19 protein-coding genes and 1 tRNA gene are annotated in these 20483 nt (G+C 67.3%); 12 read left to right on the top strand and 8 right to left on the bottom strand.

The window, feature by feature from the left end:
- Window positions 1–69 precede the first annotated feature (69 nt).
- Both ahpC and ahpF read left to right on the top strand, forming a co-directional pair.
- Window positions 70–645, top strand: coding sequence for an alkyl hydroperoxide reductase subunit C (gene ahpC / locus DES41_RS07015; RefSeq protein ID WP_114466941.1), 576 nt, complete (start codon window positions 70–72; stop codon window positions 643–645).
- Window positions 646–775: 130 nt separating this feature from the next.
- Window positions 776–2350, top strand: a complete 1575-nt coding sequence (ahpF, locus tag DES41_RS07010; protein ID WP_114466940.1) for an alkyl hydroperoxide reductase subunit F — start codon at window positions 776–778, stop codon at window positions 2348–2350.
- 21 nt (window positions 2351–2371) lie between these two features.
- Here ahpF and ppsR read toward each other — a convergent pair whose 3' ends face one another.
- The gene (gene ppsR, locus DES41_RS07005) at window positions 2372–3193 is read right to left on the bottom strand and encodes a posphoenolpyruvate synthetase regulatory kinase/phosphorylase PpsR (protein ID WP_114466939.1); all 822 of its coding nucleotides are present in this window, start codon (window positions 3191–3193) and stop codon (window positions 2372–2374) included.
- 223 nt (window positions 3194–3416) lie between these two features.
- Here ppsR and ppsA point away from each other — a divergent pair, with 223 nt between their 5' ends.
- The 10 genes from ppsA (at window position 3417) to DES41_RS06955 (ending at window position 13740) form a co-directional block, all read left to right on the top strand.
- Window positions 3417–5807: a phosphoenolpyruvate synthase gene (gene ppsA, locus DES41_RS07000; RefSeq protein ID WP_114466938.1), complete on the top strand. Its 2391-nt coding sequence runs from the start codon at window positions 3417–3419 to the stop codon at window positions 5805–5807.
- 97 nt (window positions 5808–5904) lie between these two features.
- Window positions 5905–8130, top strand: a complete 2226-nt coding sequence (locus tag DES41_RS06995) for a VC_2705 family sodium/solute symporter (RefSeq protein ID WP_114466937.1) — start codon at window positions 5905–5907, stop codon at window positions 8128–8130.
- A 108-nt stretch (window positions 8131–8238) separates the two neighbouring features.
- Window positions 8239–8610, top strand: coding sequence for a 30S ribosomal protein S6 (gene rpsF / locus DES41_RS06990; protein WP_056672744.1), 372 nt, complete (start codon window positions 8239–8241; stop codon window positions 8608–8610).
- 52 nt (window positions 8611–8662) lie between these two features.
- Window positions 8663–8986, top strand: coding sequence for a primosomal replication protein N (priB, locus tag DES41_RS06985; RefSeq protein WP_114466936.1), 324 nt, complete (start codon window positions 8663–8665; stop codon window positions 8984–8986).
- The gene (gene rpsR / locus DES41_RS06980) at window positions 8973–9257 is read left to right on the top strand and encodes a 30S ribosomal protein S18 (RefSeq protein ID WP_056186748.1); all 285 of its coding nucleotides are present in this window, start codon (window positions 8973–8975) and stop codon (window positions 9255–9257) included. The genes priB and rpsR overlap by 14 nt, the downstream gene beginning before the upstream one ends.
- A 12-nt stretch (window positions 9258–9269) precedes the next feature.
- Window positions 9270–9722, top strand: coding sequence for a 50S ribosomal protein L9 (gene rplI / locus DES41_RS06975; RefSeq protein ID WP_114466935.1), 453 nt, complete (start codon window positions 9270–9272; stop codon window positions 9720–9722).
- 182 nt (window positions 9723–9904) lie between these two features.
- Window positions 9905–11308 carry a replicative DNA helicase gene (gene dnaB / locus DES41_RS06970; protein ID WP_245965607.1) on the top strand — a complete coding sequence of 468 codons (1404 nt, stop codon included), beginning with the start codon at window positions 9905–9907 and terminating at the stop codon, window positions 11306–11308.
- A complete protein-coding gene (locus DES41_RS06965; protein ID WP_114466933.1) occupies window positions 11308–12261 on the top strand; it encodes a threonine/serine dehydratase in 954 nt (317 codons plus the stop codon). Before dnaB ends, DES41_RS06965 begins: the two co-directional genes overlap by 1 nt.
- Before the next feature lie 16 nt (window positions 12262–12277).
- Window positions 12278–13600 carry a serine--tRNA ligase gene (serS, locus tag DES41_RS06960; RefSeq protein ID WP_114466932.1) on the top strand — a complete coding sequence of 441 codons (1323 nt, stop codon included), beginning with the start codon at window positions 12278–12280 and terminating at the stop codon, window positions 13598–13600.
- A gap of 52 nt (window positions 13601–13652) precedes the next feature.
- Window positions 13653–13740: transfer RNA gene (locus DES41_RS06955), tRNA-Ser, on the top strand.
- 223 nt (window positions 13741–13963) lie between these two features.
- Here DES41_RS06955 and DES41_RS06950 read toward each other — a convergent pair.
- The 7 genes from DES41_RS06950 to DES41_RS06920 form a co-directional block, all read right to left on the bottom strand.
- Complete coding sequence (locus tag DES41_RS06950; RefSeq protein WP_114466931.1) at window positions 13964–14314, bottom strand: RNA recognition motif domain-containing protein; 351 nt, start codon at window positions 14312–14314, stop codon at window positions 13964–13966.
- A gap of 118 nt (window positions 14315–14432) precedes the next feature.
- Window positions 14433–14642, bottom strand: coding sequence for a hypothetical protein (locus DES41_RS06945; RefSeq protein ID WP_114466930.1), 210 nt, complete (start codon window positions 14640–14642; stop codon window positions 14433–14435).
- A 333-nt stretch (window positions 14643–14975) separates the two neighbouring features.
- Window positions 14976–15950: an ABC transporter ATP-binding protein gene (locus DES41_RS06940; protein WP_114466929.1), complete on the bottom strand. Its 975-nt coding sequence runs from the start codon at window positions 15948–15950 to the stop codon at window positions 14976–14978.
- Window positions 15947–16954 (bottom strand): ABC transporter ATP-binding protein, encoded by a 1008-nt coding sequence (locus DES41_RS06935; RefSeq protein WP_114466928.1) that lies wholly within the window; start codon window positions 16952–16954, stop codon window positions 15947–15949. The genes DES41_RS06940 and DES41_RS06935 overlap by 4 nt, the downstream gene beginning before the upstream one ends.
- Window positions 16951–17835, bottom strand: coding sequence for an ABC transporter permease (locus DES41_RS06930; RefSeq protein WP_245965606.1), 885 nt, complete (start codon window positions 17833–17835; stop codon window positions 16951–16953). The genes DES41_RS06935 and DES41_RS06930 overlap by 4 nt, the downstream gene beginning before the upstream one ends.
- Window positions 17832–18836 (bottom strand): ABC transporter permease, encoded by a 1005-nt coding sequence (locus DES41_RS06925; protein ID WP_114466927.1) that lies wholly within the window; start codon window positions 18834–18836, stop codon window positions 17832–17834. The genes DES41_RS06930 and DES41_RS06925 overlap by 4 nt, the downstream gene beginning before the upstream one ends.
- A 7-nt stretch (window positions 18837–18843) precedes the next feature.
- On the bottom strand, window positions 18844–20481 hold the full coding sequence (locus DES41_RS06920; protein ID WP_170168115.1) for an ABC transporter substrate-binding protein: 1638 nt from the start codon (window positions 20479–20481) through the stop codon (window positions 18844–18846).
- Between the last annotated feature and the right edge of the window lie 2 nt (window positions 20482–20483).

Here is a 20483-nt window from a genome sequence, read left to right as displayed (position 1 = left end):
GTCTTGGCCCGGGGGCGAGGGTTAAAGTTCGGGCTTCGCGATTTCTCAACCGCCTTCCATAGGAACAACATGTCTTTGATCAACACGCAAGTCCAACCCTTCAAGACCACCGCCTTCGTGAACCGCGCCGGCAAGGGCGAGTTCATCGAAGTGACCGAAGCGACGCTGAAGGGCAAGTGGTCCGTCCTGATCTTCATGCCGGCAGCCTTCACGTTCAACTGCCCGACCGAGATCGAAGACGCTGCCGAGAACTACGCCGAATTCCAGAAGGCCGGCGCCGAGGTCTACATCGTGACCACCGACACGCACTTCTCGCACAAGGTCTGGCACGAAACCTCCGACGCCGTCGGCAAGGCCAAGTTCCCGCTCGTCGGCGACCCGACGCACCAGCTGACCAACGCCTTCGGCGTGCACATCCCCGAAGAAGGCCTGGCGCTGCGCGGCACCTTTGTGATCAACCCCGATGGCGTGATCAAGACGATGGAAATCCACTCCAACGAAATCGCCCGTGACGTGTCGGAAACCCTGCGCAAGCTGAAGGCCGCCCAGTTCACCGCCGCGAACCCTGGCCAGGTGTGCCCGGCCAAGTGGAAGGAAGGCGCCAAGACGCTGACGCCTTCGCTCGACCTGGTCGGCAAGATCTAAACAACCGGCAACGGCAGGGCGCATGCTGCGCCCACCAGCCGGACAGCGTCATGGCGGCCATCCGCCATGCCGTCCGGCTTTTTTTTGCCCGTTCGATCCCCAAATAACTCCATATTGAAAGGAATCCACCATGCTCGACGACCAACTCAAGACCCAGCTCGGCGCCTACCTGGAGCGCGTCACGCAGCCGTTCGAACTGGTGGCTTCCCTGGACGACAGCGAGACCTCGCGCGACATGCGCAGCCTGCTGGAAACGGTCCAGAGCCTGCGCAGCGACAAGATCACGCTGCGCCTGGACGGCGCGGATGCGCGCAAGCCCTCGTTCAGCGTGCAGCGCACCGGCACGGACAGCCAACTGCGGTTTGCAGGCCTGCCGCTGGGGCACGAGTTCACCTCGCTGGTGCTGGCGCTGCTGTGGACCGGCGGCCACCCGCCCAAGGTCGAGCAGGATGTGATCGATCAGGTCAAGGCGCTTGATGGCGACTACCAGTTCGAGGTCTACATGAGCCTGACCTGCCACAACTGCCCGGACGTGGTGCAGGCCCTGTCGCTGATGGCGGTGCTGAACCCGCGCGTGAAGACGACCGTCATCGAAGGCGGCGCTTTCCAGCAGGAGGTCAACGACCGCGAGATCATGGCCGTGCCCATGGTGTTCCTGAACGGTGAGATGTTCCACTCCGGCCACACGACGCTGGAAGAGATCGTCGCCAAGCTCGACACCGGCGCGGCCGCGCGCGATGCGGCCAAGCTGTCGGCCAAGGACCCCTACGAGGTGCTGATCGTGGGCGGTGGCCCGGCCGGCGCCGCCGCTGCCGTGTACGCGGCCCGCAAGGGCATCCGCACCGGCGTGGCGGCCGAGCGCTTCGGCGGCCAGGTCAACGACACGCTGGGCATCGAGAACTACATCTCCATCGTCGAGACCGACGGCCCCAAGTTCGCGGCCAACCTGGAGGCCCACGTGCGTGCCTACGACGTGGACATCATGAACCTGCAGCGCGCCGACAAGCTGGTGCCGGCCACCGAGCCCGGCGGCCTGGTCGAGGTGCATCTGGCCAACGGCGGGGTGTTGAAGTCAAGGACCGTGATCCTGTCCACGGGCGCGCGCTGGCGCAACGTGAACGTGCCGGGCGAGGCCGAGTACCGCAACAAGGGCGTGGCCTACTGCCCGCACTGCGACGGCCCGCTGTTCAAGGGCAAGCGCGTGTCGGTCATCGGCGGTGGCAACTCGGGTGTCGAGGCGGCGATCGACCTGGCCGGCATCGTGAGCCACGTGACGCTGGTCGAGTTCGCCGACCAGCTCAAGGCCGACGCGGTGCTGGTGCGCAAGCTGCTGAGCCTGCCGAACGTGACCGTGCACACCAACGCCCAGACGACGGAGATCACCGGGGCCGAGGGCAAGGTCAACGGCTTGCGCTACAAGGACCGTGCGACCGGTGCCGAGCACCTGGTGGCGCTGGAAGGGGTGTTCGTGCAGATCGGCCTGGTGCCCAACACCGAGTGGCTCAAGGGCACGGTGGAGCTGTCCAAGTACGGCGAGATCATCGTCGACGCGCGCGGCCAGACCTCGGTGCCGGGCGTGTTCGCGGCCGGTGACGCGACAACCACGCCTTACAAGCAGATCGTCATCGCCGCGGGCGAGGGGGCCAAGGCGGCACTCAGCGCCTTCGATCACCTGATCCGCAGCCCGGCCCCGGTCGCGGCCTGAGCGGGCAGCGCGCCGGGTGGCTCAATAGGTGAGCCGCTCCGGCCGCACCTCCTGCAGGATGGTGGTGGCGATCTCCTCGATCGACTTGGTCGTGGTGCTGAGCCAGCGGATGCCGCTGCGCCGCATCATGGATTCGGCCGCGGCCACCTCCATGCGGCAGTTCTCCAGGGACGCATAGCGCGAGTTGGGGCGGCGCTCGTTGCGGATCTCCGAAAGCCGCTCGGGGTTGATGGTCAAGCCGAACAGCTTGGCGCGGTGGGGCACCAGCGCCGGCGGCAGGTGGTTGCGGTCGAAGTCTTCGGGGATCAGCGGGTAGTTGGAGGCCTTGAGCCCGTACTGCATGGCCAGGTAGAGGGACGTCGGCGTCTTGCCGCTGCGGCTCACGCCGACCAGGATCACGTCGGACTGCTGCAGGTCGCGGTCGCTCTGGCCGTCGTCGTGCTCCAGCGAGAAGTTGATCGCGGCGATGCGGTCGTTGTAGGCCTGGCTCTTGCTGATGTCGCTGAAGCGGCCCACGCGGTGGTGCGACTTGATGCCCAGCTCCACCTCCAGCGGCCGCACGAAGGTGCCGAACATGTCCAGCAGCATGCCGTTGCAGTGCTGCTCGAAGAACTGCAGCACCTCCACGTTGACGATGGTCGTGAACACCAGCGGCTTGCGGTTCTCGACCTCGGCCGTGTGGTTGATCTGGCGCACTGCCTGGTGGGCCTTGTCGATGGTGTCGATGAAGGGCAAACGCACGTGGCGCGAGGTCATGTCGAACTGCGCCAGGATGGCGTTGCCGAAGGTTTCGGCGGTGATGCCCGTGCCGTCGGAAATGAAGAATACGGTGCGGGTCGTCATAGGTGCTCCTGGTACTGCGTGGCCATTTTGCAGGAACTGGGCCTACACACCGGCCGTGGCCTCGCCCCTACAATGCCGGCCCAATGTCCCAGATTTTCACCATGTGGTGCGCGCACACACAGCAACGACAACGACGTTGCGCCGCCGGCATGGACGACGTTGCTGACGGCGGGGTGTCCTGCGGGCGGCGTGCAGACGGTTTTTCAACCTTTGGAGCTTTCCCATGTCTGCACTCTTTGAGCCGACCGCCCTGGTCGTACCGTTTGAGAACCTGAGAATGGACGACGTCGAGTCGGTTGGCGGCAAGAACGCCTCGCTCGGCGAAATGATCTCGCAACTGCCCCAGGGCGTGCGCGTGCCCACGGGCTTCGCGACCACCGCCCATGCCTTCCGCGAATTCCTCGCGCACGAAGGCCTGACCCAGCGCATCGCCCAGCGTCTGGCCACGCTGGACATCGAGGACGTGCGCGCGCTCGCGGTGGCCGGCGCCGAGATCCGCGGCTGGATCGAAGCCCAACCCTTCCCCGCCGACCTGGAAAAGGGTGTACGTGACGCCTTCGCCAAGCTCTCGGCCGGCAACGACCAGGCCAGCTTCGCCGTGCGTTCGTCCGCCACCGCCGAAGATTTGCCCGACGCCTCGTTCGCCGGCCAGCAGGAAACCTTCCTGAACGTTGTCGGCATCGAAGACGTGCTGCACAAGATGAAGGAGGTCTTCGCCTCCCTCTACAACGACCGCGCCATCAGCTACCGGGTGCACAAGGGCTTCGCCCACGACGTGGTGGCCCTGTCGGCCGGGGTCCAGCGCATGGTGCGTTCCGACCTGGGCGCGGCTGGCGTCATGTTCACGATCGACACCGAATCCGGCTTCGACCAGGTGGTGTTCATCACCTCCAGCTACGGCCTGGGCGAGACGGTGGTGCAGGGCGCCGTGAACCCCGACGAGTTCTATGCCCACAAGCCCATGCTCAAGGCCGGCAAGAAGGCCGTGATCCGCCGCAACCTGGGCAGCAAGCTGATCCAGATGGTCTTCGCCACACCCGAAGAGAAGAAGGCCAGTGGCAAGCTGGTCAAGACCGTGGACGTGCCGACCGAGTTGCGCAACCGCTATTCGCTGACCGATGCCGAGGTCGAGGAACTGGCCCGCTACGCCCTCGTGATCGAGGAGCACTACGGCCGCCCGATGGACATCGAGTGGGGCAAGGACGGCACCGACGGCCACCTCTACATCCTGCAGGCCCGTCCGGAGACGGTGAAGAGCCAGCAGGCCGGCAAGGCCGAGCAGCGCTACAAGCTCAAGGGCCGCAGCGCCGTGCTGGCCGAGGGCCGTGCCATCGGCCAGAAGATCGGAACCGGCCCGGTCCGCCTGGTCCACAACATCAGCCAGATGGACGAGGTGCAGCCCGGCGACGTGCTGGTGACCGACATGACCGACCCGAACTGGGAGCCGGTGATGAAGCGCGCCAGCGCCATCGTGACCAACCGCGGTGGCCGCACCTGCCACGCGGCGATCATCGCGCGCGAACTCGGCATCCCGGCCGTGGTCGGCTGCGGTGACGCGACCGAGCGCCTGAAGACCGACACGCTGGTGACGGTCAGCTGCGCCGAGGGCGACACCGGCCGCATCTACGACGGCCTGCTCGAGACCGAGATCACCGAGGTCGAGCGCGGCACCATGCCCGAGATCAAGACCAAGATCATGATGAACGTGGGCAACCCGCAACTGGCCTTCGACTTCTGCCAGTTGCCCAACGCCGGTGTCGGCCTTGCGCGCCTGGAGTTCATCATCAACAACAACATCGGCGTGCACCCCAAGGCCATCCTGGACTATCCGAACGTCGATGCCGACCTCAAGAAGGCCGTCGAGTCGGTGGCCCGCGGCCATGCCTCGCCGCGCGCCTTCTACGTCGACAAGGTGGCCGAGGGCGTGGCCACCATCGCCGCGGCGTTCTGGCCCAAGCCGGTGATCGTGCGCCTGTCGGACTTCAAGTCCAACGAATACCGCAAGCTGATCGGCGGCAGCCGCTACGAGCCCGAGGAAGAGAATCCCATGCTGGGCTTCCGCGGCGCGGCGCGTTACATCAGCGCCGAGTTCGGCGAGGCCTTCGCGATGGAATGCCAGGCCTTGAAGCGCGTGCGCAACGACATGGGCCTGTCCAACGTGCAGGTCATGGTGCCCTTCGTGCGCACGCTGAAGCAGGCCGCCCGCGTGACCGAGCTGCTGGCCGTGCACGGCCTGAAGCGCGGGCAGGACGATCTCAAGGTCATCATGATGTGCGAGGTGCCCAGCAACGCCATCCTGGCCGACGAGTTCCTGGAGTACTTCGACGGCTTCTCGATCGGCTCCAACGACCTGACCCAGCTCACGCTGGGCCTGGACCGCGATTCCGGCCTGGAACTCCTGGCCGCCGACTTCGACGAGCGTGACCCGGCCGTGCAGGCCATGCTCAAGCGCGCCATCGAGGCCTGCAAGTCCAAGGGCAAGTACGTGGGCATCTGTGGCCAAGGCCCCAGCGACCATCCGGACTTCGCGCAGTGGCTGGCCGATCAGGGCATCGAGTCGATCTCGCTGAACCCGGACACGGTGGTGGCGACCTGGCAGCAATTGGCGCGCTGAGACGCCAGGCCATCGCGCTGCACCATCGGGGCGCCTTCGGGCGCCCCTTTTCGATGAGGACGGCCGCGGCGCGACGCGGTGACGAGGAGGAGACGGATTGCTGCGAGGTCTGCTGTTGTTGCTGTGGGCGCTGCTGGCTTTCGGGCCGGCCTGGTTCGCCCGCGACCTCGACACCACCGTCGCCGGCTGGCCGCTGAACTACTGGCTCTGCGCGCAGGGCGCCGTGTTCGGCTTCATCGCCATCGTGGCGATCCACGCGCGGGCCGGGCGCGGCAGAGAAGACGCTGCGCCCGGCGCGCATGGCCGGCTGCACCGCATCTTCGGCCTCTACGTGCTGTGCCTGCTGGCCTTTCTGGCCGCGATGGCGCTGGCCGAACGCGGCGGGCTGCCGCGTCCCTGGATCGGCGCGATCTTCCTGTTCTCCAGCCTGGCGCTGTACGCGGGCATCGGCATCTTCTGCCGCACCTCGGACGCACGCGAGTACTACGTCGCGGGCCGCAGCGTGCCGCCCATCTACAACGGCATGGCAACGGCGGCGGACTGGATGAGTGCGGCCTCCTTCATCAGCCTGGCCGGCGGGCTTTACCTACAGGGCTTCTCTGGGATGCCCGGCCAGGCCGGCGGCCTGGCCTACATCCTCGGCTGGACCGGTGGCTTCTGCCTGGTGGCGCTGCTGATCGCGCCGGCCCTGCGCCGCGCCGAGATCTACACCGTGCCCGACTACTTCGCCCAGCGCTTTGGCGGTCGCTGGCCGCGCGTGCTGGCGGCGCTGGCGGCGGTGCTGTGCTCCTTCACCTATGTCGTGGCGCAGATCTACGGCGTGGGCCTGATCGCCTCGCGCCTGACCGGCGTGCAGTTCGAGATCGGCATCCTGCTCGGACTGGGTGGTGTGCTGGTGTGCAGCTTCCTGGGCGGCATGCGGGCCGTGACATGGACCCAGGTGGCGCAGTACGTGATCCTGATCCTGGCCTTCCTGATCCCGGTGTCCTGGCTGGCCTACAAGCAGCTGGGCAATCCGGCGGCGCCCTTCGTCTATGGGCCACAGCTGGGCCAGATCGCCGTGCGCGAGGCCGAGCTGGCCGCCGCGCCGGCCGAGCGGGCCGTGCTGGCCGAATTCGCGCGCCGCGCTGCCGCCTACGAGGCCCTGTTGCGCGACGTGCCGGCCGCGCTCACCCGCGAGCGCCTGCACGCGCAGCAGCGCCTGCAACAGCTGCGCGCGGCCAGCGCGTCCGATGCCGAGTTGCGCGAAGCGAGCCGCGCGCTGAATGCGCTGCCCCCGACCGAGCAAGCCGCGCGCGAACGCTGGACACGCGCCATGGCGGAAATGCACGAGCGCGCGCGTGCGCTGGGCGGCGTGGCGCCGATGGCCACACCCTTCGGTGGCCGCCCCGACGGCACGCCGGCCGAGCGCGCCGCCTTCTCGACGGCGCGGCTCAACTTCCTCGCGCTGATGCTGTGCCTGATGCTGGGCACGGCGGGCCTCCCGCACCTGCTCACGCGCTTCTTCACCACGCCCTCGGTCGCGGGCGCGCGCAGTTCGGTGGCCTGGTCGCTGCTGTTCATCTCGCTGCTCTACATCGCGGCGCCGGCGCTGGCGGTGCTGGTCAAGCACGAGGTGCTCAGCGAACTGGTGGGCAAGAGCTTCGACGACCTGCCGGCCTGGATCGCGCAGTGGGCGCGCGTCGACCCTGCACTGGTCTCGGTCGCGGACGTGAATGGCGACCGCATCCTGCAGTTCGCCGAGATCCGCCTGGGCGCAGACATCATCATGCTGGCCACGCCGGAGATCGGCGGGCTGCCCTATGTCATCGCCGGCCTGGTGGCGGCCGGCGGCCTGGCGGCGGCGCTGTCCACGGCCGACGGCCTGCTGCTGACCATGGGCAATGCCTTCGCGCACGACCTGTACCTGCAGAGCGGCCGTCGGCGCGTGGGGGCGATCTACAGCGTGGTGTTCTCCAAGTTCGCGCTGCTGATGGTGGCGCTGGCGGCCGCCTATGTGGCGGCCTGGCGCTCGGCTGACATCCTCTACCTCGTCACGGCCTCGTTTTCGCTGGCGGCCTCGACCTTCTTTCCGGCGCTGGTGGCTGGCATCCTCTGGCGCCGCACTTCGCGCGCGGGCGTGGTGGCCGGCATGCTGGCCGGTGCCGGCGTGACGCTTGGCTACATGCTGGCCCACCATCCCGTGGTGCGCGGCTGGACGGGTTTTGTGGGGCCAGGCTGGTGGTTCGGCATCCAGCCGGCGGCAGCCGGCGTGTTCGGCCTGGCGGCAGCGACAGTCGCGATCACCTCGGCAAGCTTCCTCTCCCGAAGATCCGGGCTATAATGCTCGGCTTTGCCTTGCCACACTGCAGTTGACGCCGCAGGTGGCTCTGGCCCTGAGACTTGGGGAAATGTTTCCCAAGGCGAGGGGTTTTACTCTTAAGGAGAGTCCATGCGTCACTATGAAATCATCCTCATGATCCACCCGGATCAGAGCGAACAGGTTCCGGCCATGCTGGAACGCTACAAGTCCATGATCACCAACGGTGGCGGCAAGATCCACCGCGTGGAAGACTGGGGCCGCCGTCAACTGGCCTACATGATCAACAAGCTGGCCAAGGCGCACTACCTGTGCGTCAACATCGAGGCCGATCAGGCCGTGATGAGCGAGCTCGAGCACGCCTTCAAGTTCAACGACGCCGTGCTGCGCCACCTGACCGTTCAGCTGAAGAAGGCCGAGACCGGCCCGTCTTCGATGATGAAGACGGTCGAGCGCGAAGAAGCCCGCAAGACCCAGCAGGCCGAGACCGCCGGCCAGCATTGAGGACTGCACCGCAGCAGAACGCAACGCACCGCCGCGTGCAGGCTTGGCAGGCATGAACCACCTGCTGCTGACCGCGTCGATCGCCGAACTCAAGGCTCTGCGCTACACCCCGGCCGGCTTGCCCGCCCAGGATATGGTGCTGGAACACGAGTCGCAGGTCGAGGAAGCGGGCCAGACCCGGCAGATCAAGGCAAGCATCAGGGCTGTGGCCTTTGGTGCCGTGGCCGAGCGGATGCGCAAGCAGGTGGTTGGCAGCAGCTGGCGTTTCGCCGGCTTCGTCGCCAACCCCCGCCTTGGCAAGGGTCTCGTTCTGCACGTGCAAGAGTTTCAACCAGTTTCAACAGATTCATCAGGAGCCCACCATGGCCGGACCTAGGCGTTTCAACAACAAGGACAAGCGTCCCAAGCGCAACACGCAATCGCTGCTGTTCAAGCGCAAGCGCTTTTGCCGCTTCACCGTGACCGGTGTCGAGCACATCGACTACAAGGACATCGACACGCTGCGCGATTTCATTGCCGAGAACGGCAAGATCATCCCGGCGCGTCTGACCGGCACCCGCGCTTTCTTCCAGCGTCAGCTGAACACGGCCATCAAGCGTGCGCGTTTCCTCGCCATGCTGCCGTACAGCGACCAGCACCGCATCTAAGGAGCTACGAGTATGCAAATCATTCTGCTCGACAAGGTCGTGAACCTTGGCAACCTGGGCGAGATCGTCAAGGTCAAGGACGGCTACGCCCGCAACTTCCTGATCCCGTCCGGCCGCGCCCGCCGCGCCACCGATTCGGCCAAGGCCGAATTCGAAGCACGCCGTGCCGAACTCGAGAAGGCTGCCGCTGCCAAGCTGGCCGAATCGCAAGCACAGGGCGAGAAGCTGGCTGGCACCACCGTCAAGCTGACCCAGAAGGCCGGCGTCGACGGTCGCCTGTTCGGCTCCGTGACGAATGCCGACATCGCCGAAGAGCTCGAGAAGCTGGGCTACAAGGTCGCCAAGTCGCAAGTGCGCATGCCCAATGGTCCGATCAAGACCGTCAGCGAAAGCACTGTCAGCGTGGCACTGCACACCGACGTGGTCGTCGAGATCAACGTCTCGGTGTACGGCGAAACCGCCTGATCCCCGCGATCCGTTGAAAAGCCGCCTGGCGCGAGCCCGGCGGCTTTTTCTTTTGGTGACCACAGCTTGCCCACAGGCTGTGCCACCAGAATCACCGCTGCTCCACCGTTTATGCACAGGGTTGTTCCATGACGCCCGGGCATGCGGCGCGTAGCATCCCGCGCTTGCTTCCAAGGTCTCCGATGTCCGCCATGTACTCCATCGACGACGATCCGCAGGATCGCCAGCTCGCGCAGTTGCGCGTGCCGCCGCATTCCATCGAGGCCGAATCCAGCGTGCTGGGCGGGCTGCTGCTGGACAACGCGGCCTGGGACCGCGTGGGCGACGTGCTCAAGGAAGGCGACTTCTACCGCTATGAGCACCGGCTGATCTTCGCGGCCATCCGCGACCTCGTGAACGCCAACAAGCCGGCCGACGTGATCACCGTCTACGAGGTGCTGCAATCGGTCGGCAAGGCCGACGACGTGGGCGGGCTGTCTTACCTCAACTCGCTGGCGCAGTTCGTGCCGAGCGCGAGCAACATCCGCCGCTATGGCGAGATCGTGCGCGAGCGCGCCATCCTGCGCAAACTGGTCACGGCCAGCGACGAGATCGCCACCAGCGCCTTCAACACCAAGGGCCGCGCAGTCGACAAGATCTTGGACGAAGCCGAGCAAAAGATCTTCAACATCGGCGAAGAGGGCGCGCGGAACAAGCAGGGCTTCCAGGCCATGGAATCGCTGGTCGTCGACCTGCTGGACCGTGTGCAGGAGATGGCCGACCAGCAGAACGAGATCACGGGCGTGCCCACGGGCTTCTACGACCTGGACCGCATGACCTCGGGCCTGCAGCCCGGGGACATGGTGGTGCTGGCCGCGCGCCCGTCCATGGGCAAGACCGCCTTCGCCGTGAACATCGCCGAGCACGTGGCGCTCAACGAAGGCCTGCCCGTCGCGATCTTCTCGATGGAAATGGGCGCATCCCAGCTGGCCGTGCGTATCGTCGGCTCCATCGGCCGCGTGGACCAGAGCCACCTGCGCAACGGCCGATTGACCGACGACGAATGGCCGCGGCTGACCGAGGCGATCGAGAAGCTGCGCAACATCTCCCTGCACATCGATGAAACGCCTGGCCTGACACCCAGCGAGTTGCGCGCCAACGCACGCCGGCTCGCGCGCCAGTGCGGCAAGCTGGGCTTGATCGTGGTCGACTACCTGCAGCTGATGAGCGGCTCGGGCGGCGGCAGCGACGAGAACCGCGCCACCGAGCTCGGCGAGATCTCTCGCGGCCTCAAGATGCTCGCGCGCGAACTGCAATGCCCGGTGATCGCGCTGTCGCAGCTCAACCGCAGCGTGGAGCAGCGCCCCGACAAGCGCCCGATGATGTCGGACCTGCGCGAATCCGGCGCCATCGAGCAGGACGCCGACATCATCATGTTCATCTACCGCGACGAGTACTACACCAAGGACGCCTGCAAGGAGCCCGGCGTGGCCGAGGTGATCATCGCCAAGCAGCGCAACGGCCCGACCGGCACCGTCAAGCTCGCCTTCCTGCGCAACATCACCAAGTTCGAGAGCCTCGCGGCCGGCTCGGACAGCGGCTACTGATGCCGGCGGCCGTCACCCGGGCGGACATCGAGGCCGCGCACGCGCGCCTGCGCCAAGGCCCGGCGAATTTCCTGCGCACCACGCCGCTGTGGCGCCTGCCAGGTGCGGCGCTGGGCCTGGCCTGCGCCGAGGTCTGGCTCAAGCTCGAGCAGTTGCAGGTCTCGGGCAGCTTCAAGGCGCGCGGCATGCTGCACCGGCTGCTCGCGCAGCCCATTCCCACGGCAGGCGTGATCATGGCCTCGGGCGGCAACGCCGGCATCGCCACGGCAGCGGCCGCCCAGGCCCTGGGCGTGCGCTGCGAGGTCTTCGTGCCGACCATCTCCTCGCCGGCCAAACAGGCGCGCCTGCGCGCGCTGGGTGCGCAGGTGCAGGTCGTCGGCGCAGCCTATTCCGAGGCCCTGGCCGCCTGCATGGCGCGCCAGCAGGAGACCGGTGCGCTGCTCACCCATGCCTATGACCAGCCCGAGGTCGTGGCCGGTGCCGGCACGCTGGCCCGCGAACTCGAAGAGCAGGCTGGTGGTCTGCCCGACAGCCTGCTCGTCAGCGTGGGCGGCGGTGGCCTGATCGGCGGCATCGCCGCCTGGTGTGCAGGCCGCTGCCGCGTCGTCGCACTGGAGCCGGCGCTGGCGCCCACCTTGTTCCTCGCGCGCGAAGCGGGTGCGCCCGTCGATGTGGAGGTCGGCGGCGTGGCCGCCGATTCGCTGGGTGCCAAGCGCATCGGCGAGATCAGCTGGCGCGTCACGCAGCAGCATGTGCAGGCCGCCCTGCTGCTCGACGACGGGGCCATCCGGCAGGCCCAGCAATGGCTGTGGCGCGAACTGCGCCTGGCCGTCGAACCCGCGGCCGCACTGGGCCTGGCGGCGCTCCAAAGCGGCGCCTATGTGCCGCGTGCAGACGAGCGCGTGGGCCTCGTCCTGTGTGGTGCCAATGTGGACCTGGCCGCCCTGGCCTGAAAACTAGAATCCGACGATGCTGGACATCACCCTTCTCCGTAAAGACCTGGACGCCGTGGTCGCGCGGCTCGCGCAGCGCAAGAACCCGCAGCCCTATCTCGATGTGGCGGCCTTCAAGGCGCTGGAAGCCGAACGCAAGGCATTGCAGACCCGCACCGAGGAACTGCAGGCCAAGCGCAACACGCTGTCCAAGCAGATCGGCCAGCTCAAGGCCAAGGGCGAGAGCGCCGACGCCGTCATGGCCGAGGTCAACGCGCTCAAGGCGGAACTCGAAACCTCCGCTGCGCGCCTGGACCAGCTGCAGCCCGAGTTGCAGCAACTGCTGCTGGCCGTGCCCAACCTGCCGCACGAGAGCGTGCCCGTTGGTGCCGACGAGCAGGGCAACGTGGAACTGCGCCGCTGGAGCCCGGACGGCCAGGACCCCAAGCCGTTGGCCTTCACGCCGCGTGACCATGTCGACATCGGCACGCCGCTGGGGCTGGATTTCGAGATGGGCGTCAAGCTCTCGGGCTCGCGCTTCACGGTCATGAAGGGTCCCATCGCGCGCCTGCACCGCGCGCTTGCGCAGTTCATGCTGGACACGCAGACGCAGGACCATGGCTACACCGAGTGCTATGTGCCCTACGTCGTCAACGCCGACAGCATGCAGGGCACGGGCCAGTTGCCCAAGTTCGAGGGCGACTTGTTCGCGGCCAAGAAGGGCGGCCAGGAGTCAGAGCCCGTGCCCGACCACCAGGCGCTGTACCTGATCCCCACGAGCGAGGTGCCGTTGACCAACTTCGTGCGCGACAGCATCGTGGCCGAGTCCGAGCTACCGATCCGCCTGGCGGCGCACACGCCGTGCTTCCGTTCCGAAGCCGGCAGTGCCGGGCGCGATACGCGCGGCCTGATCCGCCAGCACCAGTTCGACAAGGTCGAGATGGTGCAGATCGTGCACCCCGAGAAGAGCTACGCTGCGCTGGACGAGATGACGGGCCACGCCGAGACCGTGCTCAAGAAGCTTGGCCTGCCGTACCGCGTGCTGTGCCTGTGCACGGGCGACATGGGCTTCGGCGCGGCGCGCACGCACGATCTGGAGGTCTGGCTGCCGGCGCAGAACACCTACCGCGAGATCAGCTCGGTGTCCAATTGCGAGGCCTTCCAGGCGCGCCGCCTGCAGGCGCGCTTCAAGAACGCACAGGGCAAGAACGAGTTGCTGCACACACTCAATGGCTCGGGGCTGGCCGTGGGCCGCACGCTGGTCGCGGTGCTCGAGAACTACCAGAACGAAGATGGCTCCGTGACGGTCCCCGAAGTTTTGCGCCCCTATCTGGGCGGGATCGCGCGTTTGTCCTGCTAGAATAGCGGGCTTCGCAACCCGGGTCGACCGCCGGGGCAGCCACAGGGATTCAGGAGAGGTGGCAGAGTGGTCGAATGTACCTGACTCGAAATCAGGCGTACCGCAAGGTACCGTGGGTTCGAATCCCACCCTCTCCGCCAAGACAGCTTTCAGGCCGTTTTACAACGCACCAGAAGCAGACCAAAAAAGCCCCGTAGAACATTGTTCTGCGGGGCTTTTTTCTTTCACGGGCCAGGACGCTTTGTCTGTCCGCAGGCCGCCCGCGGCAGCGCGGCCCCCGCGCTTGGGCCACTGTCCAACCTGCACTGGAGACGAAAAAAAACCGGCTCGCGAGAGCCGGTCTTTCAGCAAGAGCGCGTGGACTCAGTAGCGGCCGCCGCCGTAGCCACCGGTGCCGTAGCCGACGTCCGAGCGCTTGCTGGCGGTGTAGCCGCCCGCACCATAGCCGCCCGCGCCACCGCCCGCTTCGCGGGGGCGGGCCAGGTTCACGACGATCGCACGTCCATCGACGGACACGCCGTTCAGGCCGGTGATGGCGGCCTGGGCCAGCTCGGCAGAGGCCATTTCCACAAAGCCGAAGCCCTTGGAGCGGCCGGTTTCACGGTCCATCATGACCTTGGCCGAAGAAACGCTGCCGAACTCGGCAAAGTTGCTTTCGAGACTGGAATCGGTCACGGAATAGGGCAGGTTGCCCACATAGATTTTCACGCTCATGAGGAGAGCCTTTCTGGAGGAAGGTGCGCAACGGATGCCGCGCCACTGGGAGACAGGGCTGTGGGTTGGGTGTCCACAACAACTGACAGGGGAGGATGGAAGCTGCGGGAGCAGACCATCAGCATGCAGGGGGTTGCGACATGGAGGTTTGCAGCCAGCCCTGGGTGACTGCAAACAGCCGGGCGCCTTCGCGCGAGGCAAAGCATCTGTCGAACCGGAAGACGCGGCAGTAGCTGCCATTGCCCTGGGAGCGATGAACCGAGAAGGAGGCGCGGTAGCGGCCACAGTCGGTCCGGTGTGTCGCGGGCGAAACGACGTACTTGCCCATGGAAATGCCGATTTTTGGAATCTAGTTCATTCGGGATCGCAAGCTTGAACCAAGCTGCGTGAGCCATCAGAAAACGCGGTTGGCTGCAGCTCTACAGACCAACAGGGCGACAAAGGTCGCGAGAGAAGCCTGCATGTGCTGTTCAAGGCCTGCAGGCGTTGTGGCAGCTGGACGAATCACACGCGTGTCGCTAGCAGCGGCCGGAGTATATCACCGCCGCGCATTTCAAACCAGTTTAATATTTTATTTGGTTTTAAAGAGGCGACGCGCAAAGCGTTGGATGCGGCAGTGACGCTGCACTCCGACGCCGCGCCGCGGCACCTGCGCTGCGCGTCAGGCGAAGTGGCAGGCCGCCCAGTGCCGCTCGCCGACCGCGCGCGCCACCGGCGCCTCGCTGCGGCAGCGTGCCTGCGCCTGCGGGCAGCGCGTGTGGAAGCGGCAGCCGGCTGGCGGGTTCGACGGGCTCGGTGGGTCGCCCTGCAACAGGATGCGCTGGGTACGCGTTGCACCCGGCCGGACCTTGGGGGCCGCAGAAACCAGGGCCTGGGTGTACGGATGACGTGGGGACTTCCATACGGCGTCGCGTGCGCCATGCTCCACGACCTGGCCCAGGTACATGACGGCGATGCGGTCCGACATGTGCCGCACCACCGACAGGTCGTGCGAGATGAACAGGTAGGACACGCCGAACTCGGCTCGCAGCTCCAGCAGCAGGTTCAGCACCTGCGCGCGCACCGAGACATCCAGCGCCGAGACGGCCTCGTCGCAGACGATGAGTTCGGGCCGCAGCATCAGCGCGCGGGCGATGCCGATGCGCTGGCGCTGGCCGCCAGAAAACTCGTGCGGGTAGCGCTGCGCCATCTCGGGCCGCAGGCCCACCCGCGCGAGCGCCCAGGCCACGCGTTCGCGCTGATCTGCCTCGCTGCCGCGCTGCTGCACGACCAGCGGCTCGCGCAGCGCGCGTTCCACGGTCTGGCGCGGGTTCAGCGAGGCGTATGGGTCCTGGAACACCATCTGCAGCCGCGCGCGCTGCCTGCGCAGGGCCTCGCCCTCCAGTGCGGCCAGGTCCTGGCCGTCGAACCACAGGCGGCCAGCGGTCAACGGCGTGAGGCGCATCGCCACGCGCGCCACGGTGGACTTGCCGCAGCCGCTTTCGCCGACCAGGCCCAGTGTCTCGCCGCGCGCAACGTGCAGGTCCACGCCGTTCAGCGCCTGCACGGCGCCACCGGACGATGGGTAGTGCTTGACGGCGTTCTGCAAGCGCAGCAGCGGGGGCGCCGCATGCGGCAGTTCGGCGACGGCGTTCATGCGGCGATCTCTTGCAGGTGCCGGCGCGCAGCAACTGCACGCTCCAGCGGGTGGTGGCACGCCACGCGATGCGCATCCAGCGGCACGGCGGCCGGCCGCTGTTCGCGGCACTGCGCGCTCGCGTATGCACAGCGCGGCGCGAAGGCGCAGCCCGGCGGCATCTCCAGCAGCGAGGGCACGGTGCCGGCGATCTCGGGCAGGCGCGTGCCGGGCGGCAGCTCGTCGATGGCCAGCGAGGCCAGCAGGCCCTGCGTGTAGGGGTGGGCTGGGGCTTCGAACAGCGCTTGTACCGGCACCTGCTCGACCACGCGGCCCGCGTACATCACGGCGGCGCGGTCGGCCACCTCGGCCACCACGCCCAGGTCGTGCGTGATGAGCAAGAGGCCCATGCCGCGCTCGGCCTGCAGGCGCTTGAGCAGCTCCAGGATCTGCGCCTGCGTCGTCACGTCGAGGGCGGTGGTGGGCTCGTCGGCGATCAGCAGGTCGGGCTCGCAGGCCAGCGCGATGGCGATCACGGCGCGCTGGCGCATGCCGCCCGACAGCTGGTGCGGATGGTCGTGGGCCCGCTGGGCGGGCGAGGGAATGCCCACGTGCGCGAGCAGCTCCACGGCCTGCTCCCAGGCTGCGCGGCGGCCCACGCGGCGGTGCAGCCGGATCGCCTCGACGATCTGCCAGCCGACGGACAGGACCGGGTTGAGCGCCGACAGCGGCTCCTGGAAGATCATCGAGATGCGGTTGCCGCGCAACGCGCGCAGGCCGGCCTCGGGCAATGTGGTCAGCTCGGTGCCGTCGAAGCGAATGCTGCCGCCCGTGATGCGGCCCTGGCCCTTGGGCAGCAGCTGCAGGATGGAGTACGCCGTGACCGATTTGCCGCTGCCGCTTTCGCCGACCAGCGCCACCGTCTCGCCGCGCTCCACGCGCAGGTCCACGCCGTCGATGGCGCGCACCACGCCGGCGCGGGTCTGGAACGAGGTCTGCAACCCCTGGATGTCGAGCAGGCTCATCGTTTGCGCAAGTGGGGGTTGAGGGCGTCGTTGAGCCCTTCGCCGAGCAGGCTGAAGCCCAGCACAGTGACGACGATGGCCAGGCCCGGGAGGCCGCAGATGTACCAGGCGTCGACCACCTGTTCGCGGCCGATGCCGATGATGGTGCCCCAGCTCATCACGTTCGGATCGCCCAGGCCCAGGAAGGCCAGCGCGGCTTCGGTCTGGATCGCATGCGCGATCGACAGCGTGGACACCACCACCACCGGCGGCAGCGCGTTCGGCAGGATCTGCGTGAGGATCAGCCGCGCATGGCCGGTGCCCAGCGTGCGGCTGGCCAGCACGAACTCGCGCTCGCGCAGCTGCAGAAATTCCGAGCGCACCAGCCGCGCCGTGGGCGGCCACGACACGATGCCGATGGCGAACACCGCTGTCGCCACCGAGGGCTTGAAGATGGCCACCAGCACCACGGCCAGCACGAAGTTCGGCACGGTCTGGAACAGCTCGATCACGCGCATCAGCACCGCATCGACCGCGCCACGGAAGTAGCCCGCCAGCGCCCCCACGGTGATGCCCACGACGGTCGAGATCAGCGTGCTGACCAGGCCGATCAGCAGCGAGACGCCGGCGCCTGATACCAATCCAGTGGCCAGGTCGCGGCCCATGAAGTCGGTGCCCAGCGGGTTCTGCGCGTCTTCCCCTGGCCAGAGCATGGGCGCACCGCTCATCTCCCACGGGTCGCCCGGGAACCACAGCCGGCCCAGCGTGGCCACGGCCACCACGCTCAGCAGCAGCACCAGCCCCAGCACAGCGGAGCGGCTGGCCGCCACTCTTTGCGCGAAGTCCAGCGTGCGCTGCCAGGCTGTCGCCGGGCGCGCTTGCATGTGCAAGATGGCGCTCATGCCGACGCCCCCCCGGCCAGCTGCACCCGCGGATCGAGCCAGGCATACAGCAGGTCCACCACGACGTTGATCAGCGTCACGAGCACGGAGCTCAGCAGCAGGATGCCCAGCAGCAGGTTGAAGTCGCGCGACATGATGGCCTCGAACGCGAGCCGGCCGATGCCAGGCCAGTTGAACACCGACTCCACGAGCACCGCGCCGCTCAGCAGCGAGGCCACCTGGTAGCCCACCATGGTCAGCAGCGGCAGCAGCGCGTTGCGCAGCGCATGGCGCACAGTGATGCGCAGCTCGCCCGCACCCTTGGCGCGCGCGGTGCGGATGAAGTCCGCGCCGTACAGCTCCAGCATGGAGGTGCGCACCAGCTTGGTGTAGACGGCCAGGTAGAAGGTCGACAGCGTCAGCGCCGGCAGCAGCGCGTGGCGCGCCACGTCGAGCGCCCAGGCCAGGCCGGTGTGGTTGGCGCCGAGATCGACCATGCCGCCCGAAGGCAGCCAGCCCAGCCTTGCGGAGAACAGCACCATCGCCATCAGGCCGAGCCAGAAGGTGGGCAGCGCATAGGTCAGCAGCACGAAGACCGAGACCACGTCGTCCAGCCAGCCATGCACGCGGATAGCCGACAGCACGCCCAGCAGCACGCCCAGCGCCAACGCGACGGCGATGGCCGAACTCATCAGCAACAGCGTGGCCGGGATGCGCTCGAGGATCAGGTCCAGCACCGGCATGTTCTGGCGGAACGACCAGCCCAGGTCCAGCGTGGCCACGCTGGTCATGTAGTTCCAGAACTGCACGCCCAGCGGCTGGTCCAGCCCGAAGCTGGCGCGCAGCTGTGCCATGTACTCGGGCGTGGCGGCACCGGCCTCGCCGGCCAGCACGTCGACCACGTCGCCGGGCGCCAGCTGCAGGATCAGGAAGTTGAGCAGCGCAATGCCGAACACCACCGGCAGCACCTGCAGCAGGCGCCGGCGCAAGAAGCCGAGCAGGGGCGGGGCCGCGGATGCCATGCCGTGCTCAATGCCCCGCTTCGAGCCAGGTGTCGGCGTAGGAGGCGAACAGGCCGTCGCCCTGCAGGTTCTGCTTCTTCAGCCGCGCGTTCGACACCGTGACCCAGGTCTGCTCGATGAGTTCGATCAGCGGGACGTCTTCCTGCACGATCTGCTGCCACTGGGTGATGAGGGCCTTGCGCTTGGCTTCGTCCGGTTCGGCCGCGGCGGCTTCCATGACCTTGTCGAGCGCCGGGTTGGAGTAGCCCGAGCCATTGGTCCAGGGCGCGCCCTTGACGATGTTCTTGCTCCAGTACAGCCGCTGCACGCCCAGCGTGGGGTCGGGCAGCCGGTGCAGGCTGGAGGTCATGAGGTCGTAGTCCTGGTCGGTGAAGATGCGGCGGAGGTAGTTGGCGGTGTCCGCGCTGCGCAGCTCCACGTCCACGCCGATGCGCGCCAGCGACTGCTTGAGGAACTCGGCAGAGCGCGCGCCGATGGGTCCGCCGAAGCCGTCGAAGTCCAGCCCGATCTTCAGCCGCTTGCCGTCCTTGCCCTTCTTGAAACCGGCCTCGTCCAGCAGCGCTTCGGCGCGCTTGGGGTCGAAGGCGTAGTGCTTCACATCCTTGCTGTAGTAGTTGACGACGGAGGAGGGCACGGGCCCCGTGGCCACCTTGCCGTAGTTCAGGAACACCATCTTGAGCAGCGCGTTCTTGTCGATGGCGTGGGCGAAGGCCTGGCGCACGCGCTTGTCCTGGAAGTGGGGCCGGCGCACGTTGAACTGCAGCAGGAAGATGGTCGACAGGTAGCGGCCATCGTCCAGGTTGATGGTGAACTTCTTCTTGTCGGCAAAGCGGTTCAGGTTGGTCAGCGGGATGATGGAGCCGAGCGCCACGTCGACCTCGCCGGCCTCCAGTGCCACCGTGCGCGCGGCCGCGTCGGGGATGAACTTGACCAACAGGCCATCCAGGTAGGGCTGCTGCTCGCCCTGCGGGCCGCGGCCCCAGTAGTTGGCGTTGCGCTCCAGCCGCACATGGCTGCCGCGCACCCATTCCTTGAACACGAAGGGGCCGGTGCCGATGGGCGCGTTGTTGGCCGGGTTTTTGAGCACGTCCGTGCCCTCGTACACGTGCCTGGGCAGGATCTGCGCGCCGTACGTGTTGATGTAGTTGAGGATGTACGGGGCGGGCGACGACAGGCGGATCACCACCGTCAGCGCGTCGGGCGTCTCCACCTTCTCCACGTTGGCGAATGCGGCGCGGCCGAACGGGTGCAGCTTCTTCCACACTTCCTCCAGCGTCCAGGCCACGTCGGCCGAGGTGAAGGGCTTGCCGTCGTGCCAGAGCACCTTCGGCCGCAGCTTGAAGGTCAGCGTGCGGCCGTCCGCGGCCTGCTGCCACGACTCGGCCAGCGCCGGCACGGGCTTGAGGTCCAGGTCGTAGCTGACCAGGCCTTCTAGGATCTTGCTGGAGACCATGCCCACGTTCATGGTCGTGAGGTTGGCCGAGGTCAGCTGCGTGGGCTCGGGCGCCACGGCCACGGTCAGCATCCCGCCGCGCACCGGCGTCTTGCCGACGGTCTGCGCATAGGCGGCGGGCGCCAGCGGAATGCCGAGCGAGAACAGCGCGCCCAGCGCGGAGGTGGTGGTCAAGAGGTCACGGCGTTGCATGG

Source organism: Pseudorhodoferax soli, from assembly GCF_003337555.1.
Taxonomy (GTDB): domain Bacteria; phylum Pseudomonadota; class Gammaproteobacteria; order Burkholderiales; family Burkholderiaceae_C; genus Pseudorhodoferax; species Pseudorhodoferax soli.
Note: the sequence above shows the minus strand (reverse complement) of the source record. Positions and strands in the feature narration are given on the sequence as shown.